General features: G+C 62.0%; 10 protein-coding genes. 5 read left to right on the top strand and 5 right to left on the bottom strand.

Annotated elements, in window-relative coordinates:
- Window positions 1–216: 216 nt before the first annotated feature.
- From Q7V20_RS13735 to Q7V20_RS13715, 5 genes are all read left to right on the top strand, one after another.
- Complete coding sequence (locus Q7V20_RS13735; RefSeq protein ID WP_304792054.1) at window positions 217–912, top strand: START domain-containing protein; 696 nt, start codon at window positions 217–219, stop codon at window positions 910–912.
- Between the two features lie 84 nt (window positions 913–996).
- Window positions 997–1,779, top strand: a complete 783-nt coding sequence (locus tag Q7V20_RS13730; protein ID WP_304792051.1) for a hypothetical protein — start codon at window positions 997–999, stop codon at window positions 1,777–1,779.
- Window positions 1,780–1,861: 82 nt separating this feature from the next.
- A complete protein-coding gene (locus Q7V20_RS13725; protein WP_304792048.1) occupies window positions 1,862–3,118 on the top strand; it encodes an HD-GYP domain-containing protein in 1,257 nt (418 codons plus the stop codon).
- A gap of 102 nt (window positions 3,119–3,220) precedes the next feature.
- On the top strand, window positions 3,221–9,139 hold the full coding sequence (gene uvrA, locus Q7V20_RS13720) for an excinuclease ABC subunit UvrA (RefSeq protein ID WP_304792046.1): 5,919 nt from the start codon (window positions 3,221–3,223) through the stop codon (window positions 9,137–9,139).
- A gap of 38 nt (window positions 9,140–9,177) precedes the next feature.
- Window positions 9,178–10,248, top strand: coding sequence for a GGDEF domain-containing protein (locus Q7V20_RS13715; protein ID WP_304792043.1), 1,071 nt, complete (start codon window positions 9,178–9,180; stop codon window positions 10,246–10,248).
- On the opposite strand, the gene Q7V20_RS13710 is transcribed toward Q7V20_RS13715, so the two are convergent.
- The 5 genes from Q7V20_RS13710 to Q7V20_RS13690 all read right to left on the bottom strand — a co-directional run.
- On the bottom strand, window positions 10,245–10,847 hold the full coding sequence (locus Q7V20_RS13710; RefSeq protein ID WP_304792040.1) for a hypothetical protein: 603 nt from the start codon (window positions 10,845–10,847) through the stop codon (window positions 10,245–10,247). The genes Q7V20_RS13715 and Q7V20_RS13710 overlap by 4 nt on opposite strands.
- A gap of 22 nt (window positions 10,848–10,869) precedes the next feature.
- Window positions 10,870–11,772: a hypothetical protein gene (locus tag Q7V20_RS13705; protein WP_304792037.1), complete on the bottom strand. Its 903-nt coding sequence runs from the start codon at window positions 11,770–11,772 to the stop codon at window positions 10,870–10,872.
- A gap of 56 nt (window positions 11,773–11,828) precedes the next feature.
- On the bottom strand, window positions 11,829–12,131 hold the full coding sequence (locus Q7V20_RS13700) for a hypothetical protein (RefSeq protein ID WP_304792034.1): 303 nt from the start codon (window positions 12,129–12,131) through the stop codon (window positions 11,829–11,831).
- Between the two features lie 70 nt (window positions 12,132–12,201).
- Window positions 12,202–12,993, bottom strand: a complete 792-nt coding sequence (locus Q7V20_RS13695) for a hypothetical protein (protein ID WP_304792031.1) — start codon at window positions 12,991–12,993, stop codon at window positions 12,202–12,204.
- A partial coding sequence (locus Q7V20_RS13690) for a DUF2345 domain-containing protein (protein ID WP_304792028.1) occupies window positions 12,990–16,820 on the bottom strand: 3,831 nt, incomplete at its 5' end. The genes Q7V20_RS13695 and Q7V20_RS13690, both read right to left, overlap by 4 nt.

The raw sequence follows: 16,820 nt of genomic DNA, 5'->3' as shown, positions 1-16,820 counted from the left end.
GGGTTCTTCTTGCTGCGGGTGGCGGTGCCACGTTCCAGGCTGCGCTTTTGGCCCTTGCCCGTGGTGGGGGTCACGCCAGGGATGGCGGCGGGACGGGGGGTGGCCTTGCGGTCGGCTTCGGTGACGATTTTGTTGCCCATGAATGGCTCCGGTGATGACTGATTAACCCTCTATTAGGCCACAAAGCGCGGCACCCATAATCGCGCCATGTGGAACATGCGCACGTTTTGGGTCACCCTGTTGGCCACTTTCCTGAGTTTGCCCTGCGTGGCAGCCCCCTCCATTCAAGGTGATTGGCAACTGCACAAGGACACACAAGGCATCCAGCTGTACACCCGCGAGGTGCCCGGCCGGGTGCTGAAGAGCTTTCGGGGCGTGATGCAGATCAAGGCGCCATTGCGGCAAGTGGCCGCCATGCTGGCCGATGTACCCGCCATGCCCGAGTGGTTCTTCTTGCTGGAAGAATCGCGCTTCATCAAGGGCGAGCACGTGGAAGACTCTTACGTGTACCTGGCCATGAAAGGCATCTGGCCCGTCAGCCCGCGCGACGCCGTGGCCCACATCCTGGTCAGGCAAGATCCCATCACCCTGAGCATCCACGTGACCGTGAGCAGCGAGGAAGGCATCATGCCCCGCAAGGATGGCTTCGTGCGCATCCCCACCCTGCAGGCCTCCTGGCGGCTGACCCCGGTCACGCCCACCCACACCGAGGTCGAGATCATGGGCAGCGCCGACCCGGGCGGCATGATCCCCACCGCCCTGGCCAATTTCCTGGTCACCACCGTGCCCGAGCAAACGCTCAAGAAAATGCGCGAGCAGATCGCCAAACCCGAGTATCAGGATCTGAATATCATTTACAAGAAGAACCCCAAGCTGCGAGAATTGGCCGACAAAATGCAGTTTCCTCAGTAGCCCACCCTGGGCTGTCACGCCCATGCCCCTCAAGATTGTTGATTTGCACCTCAGGAAGCGCCCGTGAAACTATTGACGGCGCTGATGTCGGTGATTGCCACACCACTCTCTGCATTTAACAGGGAGGCGATATTCCTGAGTCATTTCAGGCGATTGTCCGAAACCATCAGTGCAATATCGAACTTGCCGTCGATTTCCATCGATTTGATGATGTCCGATACCCTTGGAAATCATGCCTTTTATCGCAAGGTGACACAGCAATTCCACCAGAATGCCACGCGCCGCCACACCAAATTCCCACTGATCCGCCAGCTCGAATATGGGGTCGCGGTTTCTTGGCTCAAAAGTGCCCCGCCCCCCTACTCCAACAGGGTGGGGTCCACCGCCAAAAGAAATCTGAAAAAGGCGCTGCGCCTGGGCTACCGATTTGAGCGGATGGACTACAACCGGCATGTGGACGACGTGACGGCCATCCACCGATCGACCAAAGTCCGGCAGGGTCAAGAGATGCCCAAGCATTTCTTTTCCGCCCATGCACCGTCCATCATTGACCCCCCATCGACCAACCCCACGCACGACTATCCCTATTTCGGCATCTTCAAGGACGACACCCTCGTCGCCTACGCTTCATGCCTGATTGCAGGCGAGTTGTGCGCCATTGAAACCATCTACGGGCATGCCGATCACCATTCAGATGGCGTGGTGCCCCTGTTGCTCGTGTCCATCGCCGACCATCTGATCGCGCACCACCCGCAGGTGCTGTACTACGTCTACGACACCTACTTTGGCGCGTCCGAGACCATGCGGCGCTTCAAGCGCAAGTTCCTGTTCCTTCCACACCGCGTCACCTGGCGAGGTGCCGACTGACTACATTTCGTAACGATTAAGGCCTCAACATCCCGGCGCCATGGCCGAACTAATGACGAAGACCATCGTCAGGAGATCCGCCATGAACACCCCCGCCCGCGTCGCCAGCTTTTCGACCGCCAATCCCCACGCCCTGGCCACCATCCTGGAAGCCAGCGAGACCAAAAGCATCATCGCCTCCCACGACATCTTCGACATGACGGGGATCAAGCTGTGGGCGCGCAACCAGCCGGTGTCGCAAGAGTTGCAGCGAAAGTTGCTGGACCGCCAATTGCGCCAGCCGCTGGAAAGCTGCCTGATGGTGGAAGACGGCGTGACGCCGCACTCGCTGGTGCAGTCGCTCAAGAGCCTGATGCTGCACGACACGCCGCTGACCACCTTGCTGCTGCGGCACTCTGAAAAGCTGGTGCGCGAAGCCGCCCACATTCCCCTGCATTCGGTGGCCCAGCTGCTGCTGACAGCGGCTCAGGAATCCCGCCCCGCCACCTACGAGCACGCCGTGCAGGCCATGGCCCTGAATGGCGCCCTGATGATCGAGCACGGCGGCAGCGTCCATGACCTGCGCCTGGCCATGCTGTGCGGCCTGCTGCACGACCTGGGCGAGATGTACATCGCCCCGCAGTTCAACGAAGCCGATGCCGACCGCACGCTGGACTTCCAGAGCTACCTGCAACTGGTGGTGCACCCGCACATTGGCTACCTGCTGATCACCCAGTTGACCAACTACCCACCCATCGTGGCCCGCGCCGTGGCCGAGCACCACGAGCACCTGGATGGTTCAGGCTACCCGCACGCCTTGCAACGCGGCCAGATCTCGCCCCAAGGCATGCTGCTGGCCGTGACCGAGCACGCCCTGAACGTGTTGCGCAGCCAACAACCGCACCTGGCCCGCGCCAGCGTGGCCCTGCGCGTGGTGCCCGGCGAGTTCGATTTGCAATGGGTGGGCCTAATCTCCAAAGCCGCCCAAACCCAGCAGCCCCTGTCCGCCCACCTCAGCGATGAACAGATCCGCCTGAACCTGGCCAAGCTGGACCAGGCCATGCTGACCGCCCAAGACCATGCCAGCGCCTTGCTGACCATCGCCGAATCGCCCGCCTTGAAGGACGCCCTGGGCTTGGCCCAGCACCTGATGAGCCGCCTGCGCCTGGGCTGGAACGCCAGCGGCCTGTGGAGCAAGGAAGCCGTGGACCACCAGGACGCCGGTGAGCTGGAAGCGATCGAAAACGAGCTGCAGTTCCGTCTGCGCTCGATCCAGCGCGCCATCCTGCTGCGCGCGGGCAACCTGCCCGACAGCGACATGCACCGCCTGCGCCTGCTGTGCGAGAACCTGATCGACTGAGGCGCCCAGGTTTTCCGCCGGTGAAATCACAGGGGCATTGATCCGTCCCTAGAATGCTTGCGCCACTGCCTCGGCAGTCCTCCTTAGCGCAAGGTTCTACTCATGTCGTCTTTGATCCGCATCCGCGGTGCCCGCCAGCACAACCTCAAGAACCTTGACCTGGACATCCGCACGGGTGAGCTGACGGTCGTCACCGGCCCCAGCGGCTCGGGCAAATCGTCCCTGGTGTTCGACACGCTGTACGCCGAGGGACAGCGGCGGTATGTGGAGACCTTCAGCGCCTACGCACGCCAGTTCCTGGACCGCATGGACCGCCCCGCGGTGGACCGGGTGGATGGCGTGCCGCCTGCGATTGCCATCGACCAGAGCAACCCGGTGCGCACCTCGCGCTCCACCGTTGGCACGATGACGGAGCTGAACGACCACCTGAAGCTGTTGTTCGCCCGCGCTGCCCAACTGTTCGACCAGGACACGGGTCAACTGGTGTCCGAAGACTCGCCGCAATCGGTGTTCGAGACCTTGCTGGCACGCTGCGCCTTGACGCCCGGCGGCCGCCGCCTCGTCATCACTTTCGCGGCCGAGTTGCCCGCCAACACCAGCACCGAGCAGATGCAGGAGTGGCTGTCATCCAGCGGCTTCACGCGCATCCAGGCGCAGCGCGTGGTGAAGATCAACGCTTCTGCGCCAAGTGCCAGCGACACCAAGCCCGCCAAAAAGACCAAGACCGCCAAGGCCGCCGCGTTGGAAGCGCAGGCTGGCGAACGCCTGGTGCTGGACGTGGTCGCCGACCGCTTCCGCCTGGGCGCCGACCCCAGCGGGGCTGATCTGGACCTGCCCCGCGTCATGGAAGCGCTGGAGGTGGCCTTCAAGCGCGGTGGTGGCCATGTCACCGTCTATGCCTTGCCCGAGGGTGATGAAGCCGCCGAACCCGAGCTGTGGCGCTTTTCCAGCGGCCTGCATTGCCCCGACAGCAACCGCCGCTACAGCACGCCCACGCCCGGCACCTTCTCTTTCAATTCCGCTGCGGGCGCCTGCCCCACTTGCCGAGGCTTCGGCCGCGTCATCGGCGTGGACTGGGGCCTGGTCATCCCCGACAAGCACAAGACCCTGCGCTCGGGCGCCATCAAGGTCATCCAGACCCCGGCCTGGCAAGAGAACCAGGACGACCTGCTGAAGTACGCGGGCGAACTCGGCATCCCGCGCGACACGCCCTGGTCGCAGCTCAGCCACGAGCACCAGCAATGGGTGATCAACGGCGACCCGGCCTGGTCCGGCAAATGGACCAAGCAGTGGTACGGCATGAAGCGCTTCTTCGAGTACCTAGAGAGCAAGGCCTACAAGATGCACATCCGCGTGCTCCTGTCCAAGTACCGCAGCTACACCACCTGCCCCACCTGCGATGGCGCGCGCCTGCAGCTGGAATCGATGCTGTGGCGCCTGGGCAGTGTGGAAGACGCCAACGCCGTGATGCCACCAGCCAAGCGCTTCTCACCCGCGGGTGCTGCCCTGCCCCGCGCCACGCTGGAAGCCCTGCCTGGCCTGAATTTGCAAGATGTGATGCTGCTGCCCATCCAGCAACTGCAGCGCTTTTTCTCGTTCGTGACCCTGCCCACGCGCGGCCATGGTGAGGCCTTGCAATTGCTGCTCGATGAAGTGCGCAACCGCCTGAAGTACCTGGTCGATGTCGGCCTGGGCTACCTCACGCTGGACCGGCAAAGCCGCACGCTGTCGGGTGGCGAAGTGCAGCGCATCAACCTGACCACGGCCTTGGGCACTTCGCTGGTCAACACCCTGTTCGTGCTGGACGAGCCCAGCATCGGCCTGCACCCGCGCGACATGAACCGCATCAACGAGGCCATGCAGCGCCTGGTCGATGCGGGCAACACGCTGGTGGTCGTTGAGCACGACCCGGCCGTGATGCTGGCCGCCGACCGCATCATCGACATGGGGCCTGGCCCGGGCCACCAAGGCGGCCGCATCGTGTTCGATGGCACGCCCGACCAGTTGAAAGATGCCGACACCTTGACCGGCGCCTACCTGGGTGGACGCCGTGGCATCAGCCTAGGCTTGCGCCGCCCCGTGCAGGCCAACACACCCAAGCTGATCCTGCAGGGCGCGCGCGAGCACAACCTGAAGAACCTGACCGTCGAGTTCCCCCTGCAGCGCCTGGTGGGCGTGACGGGTGTTTCAGGCTCAGGCAAATCCACCTTGATCCAGGACATCCTGCACCCCGCCTTGCTGCGCCACTTTGGCCAGGCCACGGAAAGCCCCGGCGAGCACGATGAGCTGCTGGGTGCCGACTGGCTCAGCGCCGTCAGCTTTGTGGATCAATCGCCCATCGGCAAGACGGCGCGCTCCAATCCCGCCAGCTATGTGGGCGCTTTTGATGCGGTGCGCACCATCTTCGCCGTAACCGAACTGGCGCGCGAACGCAAGTACACCGCCGGCACCTTCAGCTTCAACGCGGGCACGGGCCGCTGCCCCACGTGTGGCGGCTCAGGCTTCGAGCACGTCGAGATGCAGTTCTTGAGCGACGTGTACCTGCGCTGCCCTGATTGCGATGGCACGCGTTTCCGCGCCGAGGTGCGCGAGGTCACGATCGAGCGCTTGAACAAGAAGCTCAGCATCTCCGACGTGCTGGAGCTGACCGTGGCCGAGGCCGCGCGCCTGTTCGCGCAAGATGTGGACGTGGTGCGCACATTGCAACCTCTGGTGGATGTGGGCCTGGACTACGTCAAGCTGGGCCAACCCGTGCCGACCTTGTCCGGTGGCGAAGCGCAGCGCCTGAAGCTGGCCGGCCACCTGGTCGAAGCCGCCAAGCAAGCGTCGAGCAGTGGCCAACGCATGGCCCGCAAAGGCACGCTGTTCATGTTCGACGAGCCCACCACCGGCCTGCACTTCGACGACATCGCCAAGCTGATGCGCGCCTTCGCCAAACTGCTGGACGCGGGCAACTCCATCGTCCTGATCGAGCACAACCTGGACGTGATCCGGGCTTGCGACTGGCTGATCGAACTGGGACCCGAAGGTGGCGAGGCCGGTGGCCAACTGGTGGTCACCGGGGCGCCCGATGACCTCAAGCAGCACCCCAGCTCGCACACCGCCTTGGCCCTGCGCGAGTATGAAGATGCCATGGGCATGAGCGGCGCCGCCTTGATCGCGGCCGAACGCCTCGCGGGCTACCACGTGGACCTGCCCTCCAATGCGTCAGACCCCGATGGCGCCTCGCTGCAATCACTCATCAAGGCCCGACGCGACAAGCGCCGAGAAGACCGCCGTGAACGTGCCTTGCATGCACCTGGCGCCACCAGCATCGAAGTAGTCAACGCGCACGAGAACAACCTGAAGGGCCTGAGCGTTCACATCCCTCGCGGCCAGTTCAACGTGGTCACGGGCGTGTCGGGTTCGGGCAAATCCACGCTGGCCTTCGACATCCTGTTCAACGAAGGCCAACGCCGCTATCTGGAATCATTGAACGCCTACGCGCGATCGCTGGTGCAGCCTGCCGGCCGCCCCGAGGTCGACGCGGTCTACGGCATCCCGCCCACCGTGGCCATCGAGCAGCGCCTGTCGCGCGGTGGCCGCAAGAGCACCGTCGGGACCACCACCGAGGTGCACCACTTCCTGCGCCTGCTGTATGTGAAGCTTGGCGTTCAGCACTGCACCAACCCGAACTGCGTGGACGACCACGGTCATGCCATTCCCGTGCTGCCGCAAACCCCCGAGGCCATCGCCGCACAATGGCTGCGCGATTACAAGGGCCAGCATGTGGGCCTGCTGGCGCCGCTGGTTGTCAACCGCAAGGGCATCTACACCGAGCTGGCCAAGTGGGCGGCTGCGCGTGGCTTCACGCACCTTCGCGTCGATGGTGAGTTCGTGCCCACCGCGGGCTGGGGCCGCACCGAGGCTTCCAAGCTGGACCGTTACCGCGAGCACACCATCGAGCTGCCCGTGGGTGACATCGTGGTGTCCTCAAGCAACGAAGCGCCGTTGCGCGAACTGCTGGCCAAGGCTTTGGCCCATGGCAAGGGCGTGGTCCATTTGCTGACCCCTTTGACGGGCCTGTCGGAAGCCTTGGCCGGTGGCCACTCCACCTTGCATATCGGCCGCGTCAAGGTGTTCTCGACCGAGCGCGCCTGCCCATCGTGCGGCACCAGCTACCCCGAGCTGGACCCACGCCTGTTCTCGTACAACAGCAAGCACGGCTGGTGCCCTGACTGCGTGGGCACCGGCCTGGAGCTGACCCGCGAGCAACGCACCGTGCTCGACGACTCGCCGCAAGACGAGAACAAGGGCCGCGAGCAGACCTTCGCCGAACCCGACATCGAAGACGTGGAAGACGCCGCCTGCAGCACCTGCCATGGCGCACGCCTGAACCCCATCGCGCGGGCCGTGCAGCTTCGTGGCCAATCCATCGCCGAGCTGTCGGCCCTGTCGGTCAAAGATGCGCGCGGCTGGGGCGAACAACTCAAGCTCGATGGCCGCGAAGCCACCATCGCCCGCGACATCGTCAGCGAGATCAAATCGCGCCTCAGCTTCATGGAACAAGTCGGCCTGGGCTACCTCAGCCTCGACCGCGCCGCACCCACGCTGTCCGGCGGCGAAGCCCAGCGCATCCGCCTGGCCGCACAGTTGGGCTCCAACCTGCAAGGCGTCTGCTACGTGTTGGACGAGCCCACCATCGGCCTGCACCCGCGTGACAACCAATTGCTGCTTGACGCCCTGCACACGCTGGGCCAGGAGGGCAACACCCTGGTCGTGGTCGAGCATGACGAAGACACCATCCGACGCGCCGACCACATCATCGACATCGGCCCCGGTGCGGGCCAGCGTGGCGGCACCGTCGTGGCCCAAGGCACAGTCCAGCAACTCATGGACACGCCCGACTCGGTCACCGGCCGCTGCCTGCGCGAACCCATGCAGCACCCACTGGGCACACGCCGCGATGTCGACAAGGACACACCGCAGCTCACCGTCAAGCGCGCGCGCCTGCACAACCTGCAAGACCTGACCGCCTCCGTGCCCTTGACCCGCCTGGTGGCCATCACCGGCGTCAGCGGCTCGGGCAAGTCCACCTTCGCGCGCGACGTGCTGCTGGCCAATGTGCAAGCCGCCGTCGCCATCAACCCGCGTGACCGCGCCACCGTCGCCCCCCTGTGGACGGGCTGCTCGGGCGTCGACGGCTGGGGCGCGGTCGACCGCGTGCTGGAAGTGGACCAAACCCCCATCGGCAAAACACCCCGCTCCTGCCCCGCCACCTACATCGGCTTCTGGGACACCATCCGCAAGCTCTTCGCCGACACACTGGAAGCGCGCGCCCGCGGCTGGCCCGCCGCCCGCTTCAGCTTCAACACCGGCGACGGCCGCTGCCCCGAGTGCGAAGGCCAAGGCGTGCGCACCATCGAGATGGCTTTCCTGCCCGACGTGAAAGTGCATTGCGACGCGTGCAACGGCATGCGCTTCAACGCCGAAACGCTCACCGCCACCTGGCGCGGCAAGCACATCGGCGACATCCTCAAGATGGAGGTCGACGAGGCCGTCGAGTTCTTCGGCACCATGCCCTCCATCGCCCACCCCCTGAAGCTCTTGCAGGACGTGGGCCTGGGCTACCTGACTTTGGGCCAGCCCTCACCCACCTTGTCTGGCGGCGAGGCCCAGCGCCTCAAGCTGGTGACCGAACTCACCAAGGTGCGCGACGACATCACCCGGCGCGGCCAGAAGGCACCGCACACCCTGTACGTGCTGGACGAACCCACCGTGGGCCTGCACCTGGCTGACGTGGCCAAGCTGATCCACGTGCTGCACCGCCTGGTGGAGGGCGGCCACAGCGTCATCGTGATTGAACATGACCTGGACGTGATCGCCGAAGCCGACTGGGTGCTGGACCTGGGGCCGGAAGGCGGCACGGGTGGCGGCCGCGTGGTGGCCGAAGGCCCGCCAGAAGCCCTCGTGAAAGCACGCACCCACACTGGTGTGGCCTTGAAGGGCGTGTTGACGCGGCGCAGCAGCAAAGCGGCCTGATTAAAGTTTGGGCCGGAAGGGGTCGATATCCGAGGACGATGTCGATCCCTCCTTCTGTCACCACGCCGGTCAAATCAGGATCCCGCGACACGTCGCGCTCCTTTTGGAAGCTGATGTACCAGGTCTGCCTGGTGTCCGGCCTCACGCACCTGCTGTTCGCCGCGGTGTTCTATTGGCTGGGTGCCCACACCATGGCCTGGATCAACCTGGGCAGCGTGACCCTGTTCACGGCCAGCTATGGCTGTCTGAAGTTGCACCGCAACATCCTGGCTGCGGTCCTCATCGTTTCCGAGGTCCTGATCCACGCTGCACTGGCCGTGTGGTCCATCGGCTGGGACAGCGGTTTCCACTACTACCTGTTGGTGATGGTGCCCGTCGTGGTCATCAGCAGCATGCGGCGGCGCTCCTCCAAATACCTGTTGTCAGGCTTGGTCTTCGTGCTGTACGTGGCCCTTGACTTCACCATGCATCAGGTGCGGCCCCTGCACGAACTCAGTGCCGAGGTGCTGTCCACCTTGCGCGCCTTCAACCTCGCGGCCACCTTCGCACTGTTGTTTTACCTGTCCAACCTGTACATGAGGCTGGTCAGCAAGGCAGAAAAGCAATTGCGCATCCTGGCCACCACCGACCCGCTCACGCAATTGCTCAACCGCCGCAGCTTCCTGGAGTTGGCCGACTACGAGCTGACGCAACGCAAGCGGCACCTGGCCCCACTGGCCTTCGTGCTGGCGGACATCGACCATTTCAAGTCCATCAACGACCAGCATGGCCATGCCGTGGGTGATGCGGTGCTCAAGGCCGTCAGCCAGGTGCTGAGCCAGGCCGTGCGCGAGCAAGACAGCGTGGCCCGCTGGGGGGGCGAAGAGTTCCTGATCCTGATGCCCAATGCCACGCTGGAGGCGGCCAGCATGGTGGCCGAGCGTTTGCGCGAGAAGGTGTCCGCCGTTGAAGTCACCGTGGGCGCACAGACCATCAAGGTCAGCATGACCTTTGGGGTGAGCAGCCATCGGCTGGAAGAGCCGGTGGATGGGCCGGTGAACCGGGCGGACAGCGCGCTGTACCAGGGCAAGGCGCGGGGGCGCAATCAGGTGGTGGCCGAGGCGGTTTAACGCCTCAAAGCGCGGAGCGTGGCCGGATCATGCGCCGACCACAACAGCACCACATCACGGTTGGGCGTGCCCTCGCCGCTCATGGCCACGATGCCCGCTTTCACCACCCAGACCCTCAAGGGCTTGCCGTAGTTGTCGGGGTTGATCCGGTGATTAGGCATTTGATCGAGTCGGGGATAGTTCGCCAGTTTGCGACTCAGAAAATCATTGATCTTGTTGAACGAGGTGTCGGGGAACTCCACGCGAACATGCGTCAGCTTCCTTTTGGCAAAGAAGAAGCTCACCAAGCTGGCAGGGATGTTGTCATAGGCGGAGTTGATGAACGAATGGCACTCGTGGTCATCAAGCTCTGATATTTTTTCTTCGCGGTGCAGCCCGCCGGTGCACACCAGCTCGAATTTCCTCGCGGTCAGAGAACGGATCAGCTCATCCTGATTCTCCGCCTCCAGCAGGTCGGGGGCATCGATGAATGGGGGTGCGCCAATGCGGGCATACCAATCAGAGATCTGGTACTTGTACTTCTTGGGCATTGAGACGTAGGCGCCAAACGCCACGGAAAAGACAACAACGCTCAAGACGAGCAGCTTCAAGATTCTCATATCAATCCCTGGTCATTTTTGATCAAGTACCAAGGTCACCAGACAGGCTTGGAAGCTCTGGATCTTTGTAGCTTTCGTCAATGGGCACACCTTTGGCTCTCAACTCAGTTTCCTTTTGCTGGCGAGCCAAAGTCAGTTGGGGCAAAAGCTTTGGCAGCAGCACTTTCCATCGAGGCCGATCATCCGACTCCACATAGCCTCGTGAATGCTCTGCTTCCGTCTTGACATTGAACGTCAGCATGTAAGAACCTGGCTTGGCAGGATCGGTCAAAGTGCGTTCCCGCGTAAAACTCAGCTCCAGGTAAGCACCTGGCGCATGGAAACTCCATGGAGTCCGGCTCTCAATGCGCATCCATTCGTCCAGCGTTGGCAAATAGCTTGGGTCAAGGCCGTTAACGCTGACGGTTTTCAAGGTGTAGTCATACCGCACCTGTCCGCTTAAACGCGGCTCGCTTCGCTCAATGAACGGCTTCCAGCCAGCCTGCAAAATGGCAGAAAGAATCTTGTAGGTTTGCAATCTGGCTTCATCATGGGCGATCAACTCAGGCTCGGTGATGCCCGTGTTGATGGAGAACTCGTACAAGCCCTCTGGCGCAAGTTGGCCAGGCTCCTGAGCGGCCTGCAAGCTGAGGACATGCGGCAAAGTCAAAGAGTAGCTGCCCAAATCAAGTTTGACGACCCCATGGGGCCGCGCGCCCCACCGAGCGCTGTAGAAGTCCAACCCCGCAGGCTGATGCACCACATTGACCATTGAGGGATAGCGTTTCGCAAAATCGGGGCCAGACTCGCCAAGCTTGATGGTCACTGGGTTGGACATTGAAATTGTCTCGCTATTGGCCGACGCATTCGTTGCACGGCTTTGGTGATCGGAACAGCCTGCTAACAGCAATGCGCTGAGAAGGTAAACAAGGATGAGGCCGCGCATGCTATTGGACTTTCAGCAGTGGGCGTGACTCACCCACCACAGCCATGACGCTCAACTTACTCTTCATCCCGATGTCGCGGAGCACGTACTCTTACGATCATGAGGGCAACCGCGACATAGCCTGCGGTCCAGGCGCCAACAATCATTACCTTGCCCAGTGAAGTAATCGGCGCCATGAACATGCCTTCATGAAATGAACCGATGACTGGTAGTCCCATTCCATGGAGCACTTGGGCCATCGTGTAGTACGAGTGATATGGCAACCAACCAGTCGCGGGTGTTTCCGCAACCAGCCATGGAACGATTGCCAACAGCACATGGGTAAGTGCAACGATGCAAGCAAGCTTGATGATTTCCATTGTTTACAAGAAATGGACCAGCACCTCGATTCCGATGCGGGGTATGAAAACCATCCCAGCATGCATCGCCTCAAGGAATGCTGATGGACTTCAATCGCTGATCCACGATCACCCCGCCGTCACCCGTCTTCACTTCAAAGTACCAAGTCTGATCTTTCTCGAAGCCAGTTTTGTATTTGAGGGCCAGATAGATTTGCGGGCTGGAGTTCATGTACAGGGGCTGCAGGCCCAAGCGCTTGCGTCTTGCCTGAATTTCCTTAAGCGACATGTTTGGTCCGATCGGCATGCCGTCCACTTCGAGATAGCCGGAGAAAGCGTGTTCTGGGGTTTTACCTGCCATGGAACACTCACGATTCAGCACCCTCTGCCTTGCCGCCTCGTCGCGGGGGAAACCGTTTTCTTTTTCAAACTTGTCCAGTGACGCAAGACTCATCTCGACGGACTCGCGGTGCCTTGCAAATCCTGCTTCATCGCAATCTTGATGTTTTCCATAGTCGATCCCAGGCCGCACCCACACTTCAAAACCGCGAATAAATTCTGGTGCTCCGGTGGGGGCACCGTCATCCGGAGTTGCGTGTATCTGCAGCCCCGTCGCATTCCAGTACACATCGGATGACTCTTGGCTAGAAATATCCGTACCGATGAGCGGAATTAAATCTGTCGCTTTTGTCTGATATTGCCTAATCGGAACCCCATTCAGGCGCACACCTTCGCCTCGAATAATCACCTGAGGTTTGCCATTGCGATTGACCCCTTGCGGATCACCAACATACTCAGGCTCACGAGCTTCACAACCAACCACCAACAATGACAAGAGGCATGCAAGCAGCCTCTGGCGAATCATGAAAACCATGGGTGTCATGCAACCTCTCCCGGAGGGACCGATGCCAGCACATCTTGCCGACCTGTCAATGCCGCGTAGTGCTCTGTCCAGAACGTCCAAGACGCGTGGAACTGCTTGGGCAACGATGGCTTGTGATCATGCCCATCGCCATCATGCTTGTGCTCACGCGCTCTTTTCAGGGCAGAAGTTTGATCTGATGCTTTGACAATTGCATCCTTGTTATTGTCGGCCCAGCGAAGCACATCCTGATCAAAATCGGTGGTGTAGCTCGGATGCTTGAAATACTTGCTCGCGCAGGCCACAGCTTCCTCCGTGGAGGCTTTCCCTTCCCACACATCCGCCACGCAACGCCCCACGTCCAAGACTGCCTTCTGTGCGAGTGAACCCGCCAAATCATGCAAGGGGTGATCGTTTGCATCCTTGGCCAGCATGGTGTGGGTCGGGTCGATTGAACGCGCAAAGTCATAGCCATCAATCTGCGGTTGTCGGATGCGCCCGCCCGCCTGGTCCTTGATCGCAGCGGCCAGCACGCCATACACCCACACCCTGGCATCTTTGTAGCCATTTTTGACCACTTCTGGCACATAGCCGCCAGCCACGGCTTCCGCCTTGTACATGACTTGACAGTAGCCCTTGTACGCAGATGCCGTGGCGGTGCGCCCGCTGTCATTCAAAACAGCCCAGAACACCCAGTCGCTCAACTCCAACCCCTCGTAATAGATCTTGTTGAGCTTTGCGCCGGTTTGGCTGGTCGGTAGCAGCAGATCAGCCATTTTGTACATGAGCGAGAACGCCGCATCCTGATCGGTGAACTGTCCCGTCGTGATGGGCATGTCGCGCAAATTGGCCTTGGCGGGCACCCACGCCACCACACCCCTTTTATCCGCTTTGTGAAGCGCTAACTCAACGAAGTTGGTGTGCGCAAAGAAATCCTCCAGCACATGCAAAGCAAACCCCAGGCGAATCAGCCCTTCGGGCGTCTTACCCAATTGGCAAGCCTGCCTCAGCTGCTTCTGCATGTACACCAGTGACGATGGATGGCCTCCAATGAGCCCCTGATCGGCAATGTAGCGGCGCACGCTGGTCGCAGGATCGACTTGCAGGATGCGCTTGTCGATGGGCAGGTCCACCAACCAGCCTTTGGGGTATTGATGAGGCCGCTGATCGGGCAACCCTGCGGGATTGTCGATGTGCTCTTCTGGGCGATAGCATCCCAACAATTCCATGCACTTGGGCAGGCGAGACTTGTGGAACTCAATGTCCGGGCGAGCTTTTCCCCAATCAGCCTTGTTTTCCAGATATGAGGCTGCCACCATCTGGCCCATGAGCATGACCGCCGTGGTGATGCTCTCGCGGGACAGGCCCAAGCCCTTCTTGCCGGGCGGCAACATGATGGCGTCGCACATCTGAGACCAGTCGCGCAGCCAATTGCCGTAGTAAATTAACCCTCGCTCGTAGTCGCCCCGGAATCGTTCGTCAGTTCTAAGCGCTCGTTCAATGCTGTGATGGTTGTGAACTCCCTTGCGCGGTTCATCCTTCATCATCTTGGCATCGAACACGGGAACAGCTTTCACAGGCCCATCTCGGTCAGGCCTGTAAACCCCGTCGTGCAGGTATGGCACACCTTGAGCGCCTTGAGCGTCCACCGCCTGCATATAGGCTCGTTCGGCCCTCTGAATGGCCTTTTGCGGCTTTTGGTGCTTCACTCTCACATCGCCACTGGCATCCGGGCTCTGCAAGGTGCCATAAATCGTCTCGCCCTGATCCAGCAGCGGGAGCAATGCCAGTGAATAGGCCTCGCCTTTGCCGCCACCGACACCAGACCAAACGTGACGCAACTGGTAGTCAATGTATTGCCCCCAGGCACCCACCAAGGCCAGCAAGAGATCCCACTGGGCTGCTTCGTCGTTCTGAGCAGCCTTGGCCGCCAGCCCTCGATCCACCCAAATGCACCGAGCCCCTGGGTCATATTCAGCACCTCCGCCGTACGCCAATTGATGCGGAACTTCTGGCAATCCAGCCTTGGCTTTTTCATAGAACGTCCGATACGCGGATAACGGGACATCCGTACCAAAGGTCATCGCCATGTCGCTCACAAACGCAGCTTCTTCAGCCTCTAAAGCAAATGCTTTGAGCTGATCTCGCGCGAAGGTGGACTTGAACGTGCCTTTGGCTTCACCTAACGCAGCAACACGCAGGCTTGGCATGGCCAACATCTGTGCAGGCTGCCCCCCACCACCACTCCACTCATGCCCCGCCCCCTTCACCGTGAACTTCCCCGGCATCGTGAAGGTGATGTCCCCACCCTTGATCACGATCTGGCTTTGCCCCGCCATCAAGGTGATGCTGTCCTTGGCCTGGATGCGCACTTCATCACTCGTGCTTTGCACGGTGATGTCCTGATCAGCCCACACCTGCTGGCTGTCGGTGTGCGCCCGCAAGCTCAACGCCCCATTGGCCGCGATGCCTTTGATGCCACCACTGTGCGTGTACAGGCTGCTGGTCTGCCCGCTCACGCTGCTCACGGTGTGGGCGCTGGTGAGTTGCAGGTCGCCTTGCAATGACAAGCTGGTGTCTTGCCCGCTGAACAGGCTGATGCTGGCGGGCGTCACGAAGCTGGCCGTCACCGGTGTGTCCAGGTGAATGATGGGTGTGTTGAAGCGCTCCACCGCATCACCCAGGGCGCGGCCATTGGCCTTTTGCGCAGCCTGCCCACCCACCGCCTGGGTGTACTTGCCCTTGGCCTGCGGGTCCATGGTGTCCGTGTGGCCTTGCACGGCTTGGCCGGCATCGTGGCTGCTCAAGCCCTGGGCACCTTGCTGGCGGGCGCTCTGGCTCAAGGTGTTGCCCAATTGCCGCGCGGCCTTGAGCTGTCCCACGGCCTCGGCCGCATCCATCTGCGTGCTGTTGACGCTGGCGCCGCGTTGCGCCCTGGCCGTGGTGCTCATCAACAGGCCACCACCTGCACGTACCACGCCCCAGCCTTCGGTGTGGCCGTAAAAGCCTTCACCCAGCCAGTTGCCGCGCTGCGCATGGCCCGCGCCGCCCTGCCCGCTTTGGCGGATGATCCTGCCCAGCGTCAACTCGCTCCAGCCGGTGGTGCTGCTGTGGCTGGCCAGGCGCATGCGCAATTGGCCAGTGGCGTCGTCCACCAGCCACTGGTTGGCGCCTTGCTGGTCCAGGTGCTGGTGGTGCCAGCCCGAGACCGTGCCGGGGTGGTTGCTGCCCGCGTCCACACCGGCGGGCCAGGGCAGGTCGTGCTGGCCGTTGTGCAACTGGCCGACCACGACGGGCCGGTCGATGTCGCCATCGATGAAATCCACCAGCACCTCGGTGCCCACACGAGGCGTGAACACCGCACCCCAGTTGGCCCCTGCGCTGCTTTTGGCCACGCGCACCCAGGTGCCGCTGCCATCGTGGCCAGGCGCATGGCCGGTTTCAATCCCATGAACCGACAACGGACCTGCCAGGCCACCAGCCAACGCTGAAACCCCGCGCTGCCATCCAAACTGCACCCGCACACGCCCATCCCGGTCGGTGGTCAGAGGTTCATTGGGCGCGGCCATGACGATGGCCGTTTGCAGCCCAGGCGCCGTGGGTTTGTGCCAGGGCATCGGCACCAGCCGCGCCGCCGAAGGCGCCGCCGTGAATCGGTTGCGGTAGCTGCCTTGCGCTAGGTCGCTGGCCTTCAGGATCTGCGCGGCCTCGGCGCCCAGGTTGTTGGCCGCTTCGTGGGTGATGCTGAGCGCGCAAAAGGCGTTGTCAGCGCCGCCCAGGCCCCCGTACAAGCTGTGCTCGGTGATCTGGAAGGTGGCCGCAGGCTGCAAGGCGCGCACCGCGCTTTG

The organism is Aquabacterium sp., assembly GCF_030652515.1.
Lineage (GTDB): Bacteria > Pseudomonadota > Gammaproteobacteria > Burkholderiales > Burkholderiaceae_C > Aquabacterium.
Note: the sequence above shows the minus strand (reverse complement) of the source record. Positions and strands in the feature narration are given on the sequence as shown.

Bases quoted from the DNA above. Each gene is read 5' to 3' on its own strand.
- Q7V20_RS13715 (WP_304792043.1), top strand. From the start codon at position 9,178: ATGTCGATCCCTCCTTCTGTCACCACGCCGGTCAAATCAGGATCCCGC.
- Q7V20_RS13695 (WP_304792031.1), bottom strand. From the start codon at position 12,993: ATGACACCCATGGTTTTCATGATTCGCCAGAGGCTGCTTGCATGCCTC.
- uvrA (WP_304792046.1), top strand. From the start codon at position 3,221: ATGTCGTCTTTGATCCGCATCCGCGGTGCCCGCCAGCACAACCTCAAG.
- Q7V20_RS13725 (WP_304792048.1), top strand. From the start codon at position 1,862: ATGAACACCCCCGCCCGCGTCGCCAGCTTTTCGACCGCCAATCCCCAC.
- Q7V20_RS13700 (WP_304792034.1), bottom strand. From the start codon at position 12,131: ATGGAAATCATCAAGCTTGCTTGCATCGTTGCACTTACCCATGTGCTG.
- Q7V20_RS13710 (WP_304792040.1), bottom strand. From the start codon at position 10,847: ATGAGAATCTTGAAGCTGCTCGTCTTGAGCGTTGTTGTCTTTTCCGTG.
- Q7V20_RS13730 (WP_304792051.1), top strand. From the start codon at position 997: ATGTCGGTGATTGCCACACCACTCTCTGCATTTAACAGGGAGGCGATA.
- Q7V20_RS13735 (WP_304792054.1), top strand. From the start codon at position 217: ATGCGCACGTTTTGGGTCACCCTGTTGGCCACTTTCCTGAGTTTGCCC.
- Q7V20_RS13705 (WP_304792037.1), bottom strand. From the start codon at position 11,772: ATGCGCGGCCTCATCCTTGTTTACCTTCTCAGCGCATTGCTGTTAGCA.